This is a genomic window from Enterococcus sp. HMSC076E04 (assembly GCF_001814285.1).
Taxonomy (GTDB): domain Bacteria; phylum Bacillota; class Bacilli; order Lactobacillales; family Enterococcaceae; genus Enterococcus_B; species Enterococcus_B lactis.
Map to the genome: position 1 here is coordinate 1 of NZ_KV815578.1, position 8,690 is coordinate 8,690.

The following is an 8,690-nucleotide window of genomic DNA, read 5'->3' on the forward strand; positions in this document are numbered from 1 at the left end:
TGCGGATGTAAAGTATTTAATTCAACCTATATAGCAACAAAAAAAGAACATCCGTATTGGAAAGCCAAACCTGAACCAGTCAATACCAAAGAGAAAAGATTGATTGATAATGGAAATATGCTTTTGTGTCAGGCAAAAGAAGGAAAACATGTACTTGGTTATCCATATGGTTTGATGATTGAGGGCCAAGCGCATGCCCCAGCGAAGTATAGTAAGTTTGTCTACTCTACTAAATTCGGCTTTAGTGTGCCAAAAGCGGGAATCACATATGGAGAAGGGGCATTTGATAATACATTAGCTCTTTCAAGAGACGGTGAATATTTCAGGACAAAGAAAAAGGTACGAAGTAGTGAAGCAACAGAGACTTCTGTTATGTATGAATGGCAACCATTCCAAGAAGTGCTGATCCAAACAGAAATTTACCCATTTGGTGAATGGCATGTTCGATTCCATGAGATATATACGACGATTCCTTTAGAGATAAGAGAAGGCGGATTTAGTCTTTTGGTAAAAGAACCAGAAATAACTTTGGCGAAAGACTGTGCAAAAATAAAAGAAACGCATGTGTCTCAAATCATTGCAATCGAGGGGTATGAAGAAGCAGGGATTCAGGTGCTAGAACCAAATACTTCTGTATTCTTTCCAAGAACCAATCTTCCCTATTTGAAAAAGAAAATCGAACCTGGTACCCATCGCTTTATTTGTTTAGTTGGCGGAATAATAAATGGAGGAGAAAAAAATGATCCAAATTGATCTAAAAAATAAAAATAATCAAGTAGTTATTGGCAAAATCGATCACGAGAAAAAAGAAACCGCATTTTCTGCAAATGGAGAAGAAATAGCAGTTTTAGCAATCAAAAATCACACATATGAAGTAGGAGACAAACTGGTCATAACGAAAGAGAAAAATGATCACTATTTTGTTGTGCAATTAGATGAAACATTGGCACCGACACTTCTTTATATTCCAGAGAAGAAATGGGAATATGTGATTCCGCTAGAAGAAACGAAAGCTTCAGTAGAGACGGGATTTCGTTCAAAAAGACATCACATATATGTTCGTAAAGCCTATGATTTTGAAGTGGAAAGCTATCGGAATGTATCTACAAACCCTCATGATCAAAAATTGTTCAGTGGAGCATATCCACATGCATATGCTAATGTAGAGACGAGAAATGATGTGACTTTTTTTGCTAAAAATGCGATTGACGGAAAGTTTGGTAATCGCTCACATGGATCCTATCCATTTACTTCTTGGGGAATCAATCAGCAAAAAGATGCAACTTTGACGATCGACTTTGGACGCTCAATCCAAACCGATCGAGTAAATCTTTTGTTTCGAGGAGATTATCCACATGATAGCTATTGGACAGAAGTTTCTATTTGTTTTTCTGATGGAGAAACAATAAAAGTAGCAACAACAGATACGCTTGAATTTCAATCGTTTTACTTTCCTGAAAAAATGACGAGTTCAGTTACTTTGAAAAATTTGAAAAAAGCAGAAGATACGTCACCATTCCCAGCATTAACACAAATTGAGATTTTCGGACGAGAAGTAATCACTTGTACTTGATTAAGAGAAATAATGATAGAAAAGCTATTCACTATAAAAGGGAATCCGTTTTGAAAATCGAATAATGATTTTCGTAGGACTCCCTTTTTGTATAAGCTAATTTACAGGATGATTATTTTGAATCGTTCATGACAAATCTTTTTTTATTGGTTGATCTGAAAAAATCAATGTATCAATCGATATACCTTCTGTTTCAAAAATAATCACTTCATTTCTGCCTTTTTTTAGTACATCTTTTGGACAATATAGTGATAAAACAGGCCCATGATTCCAGTACCTCCCAAGATTGAATCCATTGATGATGACGACCCCCTTACCATATAAAGAACAATCGATATAAGTATCTGCTTCTTCAGCAAGATCAAACTCAAATTGATAAAAAGAAGGCTGTGACGGGTCTTTGCCAGCGGAATAGTCGATTTTATCTAGTTGAGCTTGTTCGAAAGTCAATGGGTAATGGCGGTATCCAAGATGGAAATGGATATCTTGCATAACACCATTGCGAATCCCTTTTGATTGGGAGGGACTATTCAATTTTGCACCGTAATTGACTCTTCCTAAATTCTCAACTAGAACATCTAATGTGATAGTGGGCTGATTTTTTTGTCCTTCAATCATCATTTCATCACCCAGTGTTTCTTGTGTTTGCGTTTGATTGTATTTGCCGTCAATATATATTTGTGCACGATCGTTTGTTTCGATTAAACGTAATTTATTTTTATGTCCGTAGTTTTTTAAGGTAAGTGAATATAATAAATAGCCGTAGCCATTGCTTGCTTGTTCCATTGTCAAAGGGTAATCTGTTTTGATTTCTTCACAAATCTGTTCTTTTATATGAAATAGAGAAACGCTTTTATTTACCGGATAAGTCCCTAGATTTTTTAACGTTTTTGTTCGGGGCTCTGCTTGCCAAACAGATGGACAAACTTCTTTGATGACCCTTTGAACTGCATAATATTTCTCAGTAGGTTGTCCAGCTTCGTTTAATAGTGCATCGTAATCATAGCTTGTGATTTGCGGAAGATCTGTATTGCCTCGAGCAGAACACCCATTATAAAAACCAAAATTTGTTCCCCCGTGGAACATATAAAGATTCAAGGAACCAATTTCTAACATCTCTTTTACTTCAGTTGCTAATTCTTCGGGATCACGCGTAATGATAGGTTCTCCCCATCGATTAAACCATCCATCCCAATACTCCATACACATGATCGGCCAATTTTTTTGATGATTCTGCATAAATTCTTTTAAGACCTGCGCATTTTCTTTTGAGTGGCTTCCAAAATTACCAGTCACAAAAATGTCTTCATCAATTAATGTACCAGCATCTAACACCTCTAGCCAAGCACCATCGGAGGTAAATAAAGGAACATCAATCGAATGTGCAAGCATCAATTCTTTTGTTTGGCGTAAATAAGATTTTTCCATTCCGTAAGAACCGTATTCATTTTCGAGCTGCATCATGATGACTGGACCACCTTGTGTGATCTGAAGAGGTGCAAGTTTTGGTAGAAGTACTTGATAATAATTTTTCAATTTTTCCATAAATCGAGGATCGGTAGAACGTACTCTTATATCAGGTTCTTTCAATAACCAAGCAGGTAATCCACCAAATTCCCATTCAGCGCAAATGTAGGCGCAAGGACGTAAAATTACCATCAAGTCTAATTCTTGAGCAATTTTTACAAATTGAACGATATCTTTGAATCCGGAAAAATCAAAGGAACCTTCTTGTGGTTCGTGAAGATTCCACGGAATATAAGTTTCAACCGTATTTGCTCCTAGTGCTTTTAAATTATATAAACTGTGCTCCCATTGAGAAGGGGGTATTCTGAAATAATGGATTGCCCCACTAATGATTTTTGTAGGAATACCGTCGACTAAAAATTCGTCTTTTATTTTAAATGTTTGCATGTCTATTCATTCTCCTTACCAGTAAGTGTTCCATTCAGGTTTTGCTAAACGCATAAGTGCTTCTAAATAAAAGTAGTCGCCCCATAGATTTGGCTCATCGACTCCTTTTCCTTCCGCATGAGCATAAACGCCATGTAAAAGCAATCCTTCATTTTCTGGATCATTTTTAGCAGTATAGTGTGTTCCTAATTGATAAATCATTCCTTTTGCTATTTCTTTTGCTTTAGGATACGCTTCCATTTTTTCTGCTTCTAATAATCCACATGCAGCAATCGCTAGAGAAGAACTGTCTTTATCTGATGGAAAATCATCATTGAAATCAAAATCCCAGTAAGGTACAAAATCTTGAGGTAAATGTTCTAAGAAAACATCGACGATCGCTTTGTAGTTCAATGGAAAAGGAACAGAATGCAAGTATCGTTCGTTTAGTGGAATCCCTAAAATCGCCCAACTTTGCCCTCTAGCCCAGATCGACTCATCACTATGACCTTGATGCGTTGCACCATGTGTTGGAACTCCTGTGTTTGAGTCAAAGTAATAGGTATGGAAAGTGGTGGCATCTTCACGAATCACGGTATGCAACAATGTCTGGTAATGCTTGAAAGCCACTTCTTTATAATGTGGGTCATTAGAAAGCGTACATGCTTGGAACAACAAAGGAAGATTGATCAAAGAATCAATAATCAAACGGTATTCGAGAGGATCACCGTATGCTCCCCAAGCTTGGATAAAATTCCCTTTGTTCTGAAATCTTGCCACTAAAATATTTGCAGCTTGTAAAAACGATTCTTTACACAACTGACTATCCACGACTTTATACCCGGCTCCAGCGGATAAACTATAAAGAAAACCGATATCATGATGATCAAGGACGAAGTGTTGGTCTAAGCGTTTTTGAAAGCTATGGATATTTTCCATTGCACGTACTAGAAATTTCTCTTCTTTTGTCCATTCATAAGATAACCAAAGCATTCCCGTCCAAAAACCATTTGTCCAATCATCATTTTTTTTGATTCGATATTTTCCGTTTGTTGCACAAGCTGAAGGGAAATCTAACCCGAAACGAACCATATTTTTTTTGATACGCATCATGCACCATTCAAATTGTTCATCCAACCAATTTTTATCTACAAATGTTCCCAATTCAATCAACATTTCCTTTTTTTGTTGAATATTCATAGTTACCTCCTCTTAAAATGTTAACATATTAACTTAAAAGTAGTATACCGTATTTAGGAAAAAAAAGCGAGTATTGAAGAGGATTTAAAAAAGTTTATTAGAAGAGAGCAAACAAAAAAGTGAAAGCTATTCCGCTTCCACTTCAATTTTTGTTTTAAAGTATTTCCAATGTTTATAACTGATGATATATTCTGCTACACTTTGATCTGCTAAGTAAGAGTGTTTGATTTGTTGGACAACAGGTTCTCGGAAACTTAGATTTAATAGATTAAGTAGTTCTGCATTCTCTGGGAAAACAATTTCATTTGTTTCCACAGAAGCAAGGGAAAAAAGATCAATCCCAAAATCTTTACGAACTTTTTCGTATATACTTGAATAGACAGAAATATCTTTTGCTATTGGTTCTTTCACTAATTTTTTTGGTAAGTGAGTGATGTGGACCAAAAAGGGTGTATCTTCAAAGAAACGAACACGTTTAATTTTATAGTAAGAAGCATTTGCTGGTAAGCCTAATTCCTTTAAAATATCCATTTCATTTTCTTCCTCAATCGAGAGTACTTTAACTTTTTCTTTATCTAAAGAATGTAGTTCGATATCAGAGAATTTCACACTTTGAGAAACTTTTGATTTTGAAACGAATGTTCCTTTTCCTTGGATACGATAGAGATAGCCTGCAGCAGTTAGTTCATTGAGAGCCTTGACTGCAGTAATTGAACTAACAGAATATTTCCGTTTGATATCTGCTTCTGAGTAAAATTTATCACCAGGAATAAAGTGGTGGTTTTTGATTTCTTCAAGTAAGTCTTGCTTGATTTGCTCGTATTTAGGAATCATACTAGAAGTCTTCCTTTCTTACAACATCATTATCTAATAGGATAACATGTTAACATATCTAAATCAATTAAAACCCATGAATTCTGCTGTTGCAGAAGTAAATAAAATTATGATGGTAGATGAAATTAGTGGAACTTTATAAAAATAATAGAAGTAGAATTGGAATAAATCACACTTTAGAAAGCGGATACAAAAATGTCTGATGCAATGGACAAATTTTAGTGAAACAGATGGAATAAAAATGGTTATGATAAAGATGCAAAGGGGGAAGGATCATGACTAGTCAAATGAATCGAGAAAATAAATTAGTGTTGCTCTTGTCAAAACAAAATCATTACATGACTTCAGAAGAATTAGCTGATTTATTAGATACCTCGACTAAAACGGTCTACCGCTTAGTAAAAAAAATAAATACAGAATTTCAAAATGGTCACTTGATTTTATCAGAAAAGGGGAAAGGGTATAAATTAGACTACGAAAAATTTATTGAACGAAACAAAGAAACAAATAATCTATCGATTAGTCTATCGCCAAATGAACGTCAGAATCGTGTAATGGAGGAACTTTTACTGTCTTCACCAAGAGCAATCAGGATATCTGAGCTTTTTAGTGCCTACGAGGTGGGTGATTCGGCAATTTCCAATGATGAGAAAAGTATCGCACAAAAGTTGAGGAAGTTTGATCTTCAATTGATTCGAAAAAATCGGACATTAGCCATCAAAGGTTTAGAAGAAGATATACGTAGAGGGCTTGCAGAAGTTATTTGGCGCATGAATATCCTTGATATCGATGAAATAAATGCTTCGAAAACGTTCAACTTCAATCGTTACGATGTCTTGTTCGTTTCAGATCAATTAAAGCTAATCGAAAAAATATTAGAAGGTGGACTTCCTTATCCTTACAATGTCAATATTTTTTCACATCTGTATATCTTGATCAGTCGCTCAAGGAAAAGGAGTGCTCCCGCCAGAGAAGAGGAACTAACCACGGAACAAATTGAATTCTTTGAAAAAGATAACCAAATTAAAAAAACAGCCGAAATCGTTATACAAAATGTTGAAAAATATCTGGCAACTTCGTTATCTGTGAATGAATCTTACTATCTCTATCAGTATCTAGTTTCCTCAAGAATGGAAAAAACAACAAAAGAAATAAAAAAATTTCCAGAAGAGGTAGAAAAAATCACTACTTACTATTTAGAAGAAGTAGGCAAACGAATCAATATGAAAGTGACAAATGAAAGTATTTTTATTGATCTAGCCAATCATATCAAACCAATGATCAATCGCTTAAAAAATCGTATCCACGTAAAAAATGGCTTGTTGGACCAAATTCAGCTGACCTATGAAAAAATCTATAACAGTGTGTCTGAAGTATCTAAAGAAGTCAGTCAGCACTTCAAATTACCTCTAATCAATGCAGATGAGATTGGCTTCATAACGTTGTATTTCGCACGGATGTTAGAAACACAACAATTACCGATTCAGACATTGATTATGTGTACGACAGGTATTGGAACTTCTGAATTGTTGAAAGCAAAAATCATCAAAAAATTTCCAGACTTAAATATAGTAGATGTCATTGCGACAAAAAACTATCGTACGGCTTTAGAAAAAAATCCGAACATCGAATTGATTTTGACAACTGTTGGAATCCGCTCACGATTAGGAATCCATACATTACTTGTTAGTGCGATGCTAACAGCAGATGATCAATCACGAATCCAGAAAAAGATTGGGGAAATCTATAATGAAAGATGAGTTCATCGAAAGAATCGAAGTATCCGTTACTTCTCAACGAGAGGCATATCATTGGTTAGCAAGTTCACTTTACCCTGGAGAAGAAGAGAAAATAAGCATATTGATGGAAGCTTTTCTTATGCGTGAACAAAATGGAAATATTCAAATCGAAGAGGGGATCATTCTTCCTCATATTGAACATGAGTTGATCACTGAATCAAAAATCATCATTTTGTATCCCAAAAAAACCATTTTTCAATGGAACGAAGCAATCGAACAAGTCGATTTGATTCTTTTTGTATTGCTTTCACCAAACGAAACTACGGAAAAAAAGAAGAAAATAGCAAATTTTATGAGATGTTTAGCGGACGAAACATTTATGCAAACATTAAAGAAAATAAGGAGAGATAAAAGATGAAAATCGTAGGAGTAGCCGCATGCACAGTTGGGATTGCCCATACGTATATTGCACAAGAAAAATTAGAAAATGCAGCCAAAAAAGCAGGATACGAGATGCATATCGAAACGCAAGGAACGATTGGTATCGAGAATGAATTAACCCCAGAACAAATAAAAGAAGCAGATTTCGTGATTCTGGCAATTGATGTAAAAATAAGTGGCAGAGAACGATTTGAAGGAAAACGTATCATTCAAGTACCGACAGAAATCGCCATCAAATCACCCAATAAACTAATCGAAAAAGGCGTTGAAGTCGTAAAACAAGCGTGAAGGAGTGGAAATGCCATGGAAGTAACAAACATTATCGATCCGAATACGATCAAAACAAACTTAGCAGGAACGACAAAAGAAGAAGTACTTGAAGAATTAGCAACTATATTGTTGGAAAATACGTATATCACCGATGTAAAAGAATTTATGAAAGATATATATGCTCGTGAGAAAGAAGGGCAGACAGGTATTGGGAACTACATTGCAATTCCTCATGGAAAAAGTGCATCTGTCAAAAAGATCGGGGTAGCAATTGGAGTGACAGCTCGAGAAATCCCTTGGGAAACATTAGATGGTAAAGGGGTAAAAGGAATTATTTTGTTTGCTGTGGGCAATGATAATGAAGGGGCTAAAACTCACTTGAAGTTGTTATCTTTATTTGCAAGGAAACTAGGAAATGATGAAGTTGTTGAGCAATTGATCAAAGCAAAAGAGACAAAAGAGGTCATCGCAGCATTTGCATCATAAAAAGGAGGAAGAAAACATGAAGATCATAGGAGTAGCTGCATGTACAGTTGGGATTGCCCATACGTATATTGCACAAGAAAAATTAGAAAATGCAGCCAAAAAAGCAGGACACGAGATGCATATCGAAACACAAGGAACGATTGGAATCGAGAATGAATTAACCCCAGAGCAAATAAAAGAAGCAGATCTCGTGATTCTGGCAATTGATGTGAAAATAAGCGGCAGAGAACGATTTGAAGGAAAACGTATCATTC

Annotated in this window: 9 protein-coding genes and 1 pseudogene; 7 read left to right on the plus strand and 3 right to left on the minus strand. The window is 35.5% G+C overall.

Features of this window, described 5'->3' with window-relative positions:
• Both HMPREF2961_RS03070 and HMPREF2961_RS03075 read left to right on the plus strand, forming a co-directional pair.
• Window positions 1-753: pseudogene (locus tag HMPREF2961_RS03070) on the plus strand (hypothetical protein); the annotation flags it as partial.
• On the plus strand, window positions 740-1,573 hold the full coding sequence (locus tag HMPREF2961_RS03075) for a hypothetical protein (protein ID WP_002290562.1): 834 nt from the start codon (window positions 740-742) through the stop codon (window positions 1,571-1,573). The pseudogene HMPREF2961_RS03070 and the gene HMPREF2961_RS03075, both read left to right, overlap by 14 nt.
• A 126-nt stretch (window positions 1,574-1,699) precedes the next feature.
• Here the strand turns inward: HMPREF2961_RS03075 and HMPREF2961_RS03080 are convergent, their stop codons facing one another.
• The 3 genes from HMPREF2961_RS03080 to HMPREF2961_RS03090 form a co-directional block, all read right to left on the minus strand.
• Entirely contained in the window at window positions 1,700-3,487 is a 1,788-nt protein-coding gene (locus HMPREF2961_RS03080; protein WP_002315676.1) for a glycoside hydrolase family 35 protein, read from the minus strand.
• 15 nt (window positions 3,488-3,502) lie between these two features.
• The gene (locus tag HMPREF2961_RS03085) at window positions 3,503-4,666 is read right to left on the minus strand and encodes a glycoside hydrolase family 88 protein (protein WP_002315677.1); all 1,164 of its coding nucleotides are present in this window, start codon (window positions 4,664-4,666) and stop codon (window positions 3,503-3,505) included.
• 126 nt (window positions 4,667-4,792) lie between these two features.
• Window positions 4,793-5,500: a GntR family transcriptional regulator gene (locus HMPREF2961_RS03090; RefSeq protein ID WP_002315678.1), complete on the minus strand. Its 708-nt coding sequence runs from the start codon at window positions 5,498-5,500 to the stop codon at window positions 4,793-4,795.
• Window positions 5,501-5,775: 275 nt separating this feature from the next.
• On the opposite strand from HMPREF2961_RS03090, the gene HMPREF2961_RS03095 reads away from it, so the two are divergent.
• The 5 genes from HMPREF2961_RS03095 to HMPREF2961_RS03115 form a co-directional block, all read left to right on the plus strand.
• Complete coding sequence (locus HMPREF2961_RS03095) at window positions 5,776-7,260, plus strand: BglG family transcription antiterminator (protein WP_070703941.1); 1,485 nt, start codon at window positions 5,776-5,778, stop codon at window positions 7,258-7,260.
• Entirely contained in the window at window positions 7,250-7,657 is a 408-nt protein-coding gene (locus HMPREF2961_RS03100; protein ID WP_002315680.1) for a PTS sugar transporter subunit IIA, read from the plus strand. The genes HMPREF2961_RS03095 and HMPREF2961_RS03100 overlap by 11 nt, the downstream gene beginning before the upstream one ends.
• The gene (locus tag HMPREF2961_RS03105) at window positions 7,654-7,968 is read left to right on the plus strand and encodes a PTS fructose transporter subunit IIB (RefSeq protein ID WP_002290570.1); all 315 of its coding nucleotides are present in this window, start codon (window positions 7,654-7,656) and stop codon (window positions 7,966-7,968) included. The genes HMPREF2961_RS03100 and HMPREF2961_RS03105 overlap by 4 nt, the downstream gene beginning before the upstream one ends.
• Window positions 7,969-7,983: 15 nt before the next feature.
• Window positions 7,984-8,436 carry a PTS sugar transporter subunit IIA gene (locus HMPREF2961_RS03110; RefSeq protein WP_070703943.1) on the plus strand — a complete coding sequence of 151 codons (453 nt, stop codon included), beginning with the start codon at window positions 7,984-7,986 and terminating at the stop codon, window positions 8,434-8,436.
• A gap of 16 nt (window positions 8,437-8,452) precedes the next feature.
• Window positions 8,453-8,690 (plus strand): PTS fructose transporter subunit IIB (locus tag HMPREF2961_RS03115; protein WP_070544229.1); only part of this gene is annotated, 238 nt, incomplete at its 3' end.

What these genes read in the sequence shown, in the direction of transcription:
- HMPREF2961_RS03110 (WP_070703943.1), top strand. Translation starts at nt 7,984, where the DNA reads ATGGAAGTAACAAACATTATCGATCCGAATACGATCAAAACAAACTTA.
- HMPREF2961_RS03100 (WP_002315680.1), top strand. Translation starts at nt 7,250, where the DNA reads ATGAAAGATGAGTTCATCGAAAGAATCGAAGTATCCGTTACTTCTCAA.
- HMPREF2961_RS03075 (WP_002290562.1), top strand. Translation starts at nt 740, where the DNA reads ATGATCCAAATTGATCTAAAAAATAAAAATAATCAAGTAGTTATTGGC.
- HMPREF2961_RS03080 (WP_002315676.1), bottom strand. Translation starts at nt 3,487, where the DNA reads ATGCAAACATTTAAAATAAAAGACGAATTTTTAGTCGACGGTATTCCT.
- HMPREF2961_RS03085 (WP_002315677.1), bottom strand. Translation starts at nt 4,666, where the DNA reads ATGAATATTCAACAAAAAAAGGAAATGTTGATTGAATTGGGAACATTT.
- HMPREF2961_RS03090 (WP_002315678.1), bottom strand. Translation starts at nt 5,500, where the DNA reads ATGATTCCTAAATACGAGCAAATCAAGCAAGACTTACTTGAAGAAATC.
- HMPREF2961_RS03095 (WP_070703941.1), top strand. Translation starts at nt 5,776, where the DNA reads ATGACTAGTCAAATGAATCGAGAAAATAAATTAGTGTTGCTCTTGTCA.
- HMPREF2961_RS03105 (WP_002290570.1), top strand. Translation starts at nt 7,654, where the DNA reads ATGAAAATCGTAGGAGTAGCCGCATGCACAGTTGGGATTGCCCATACG.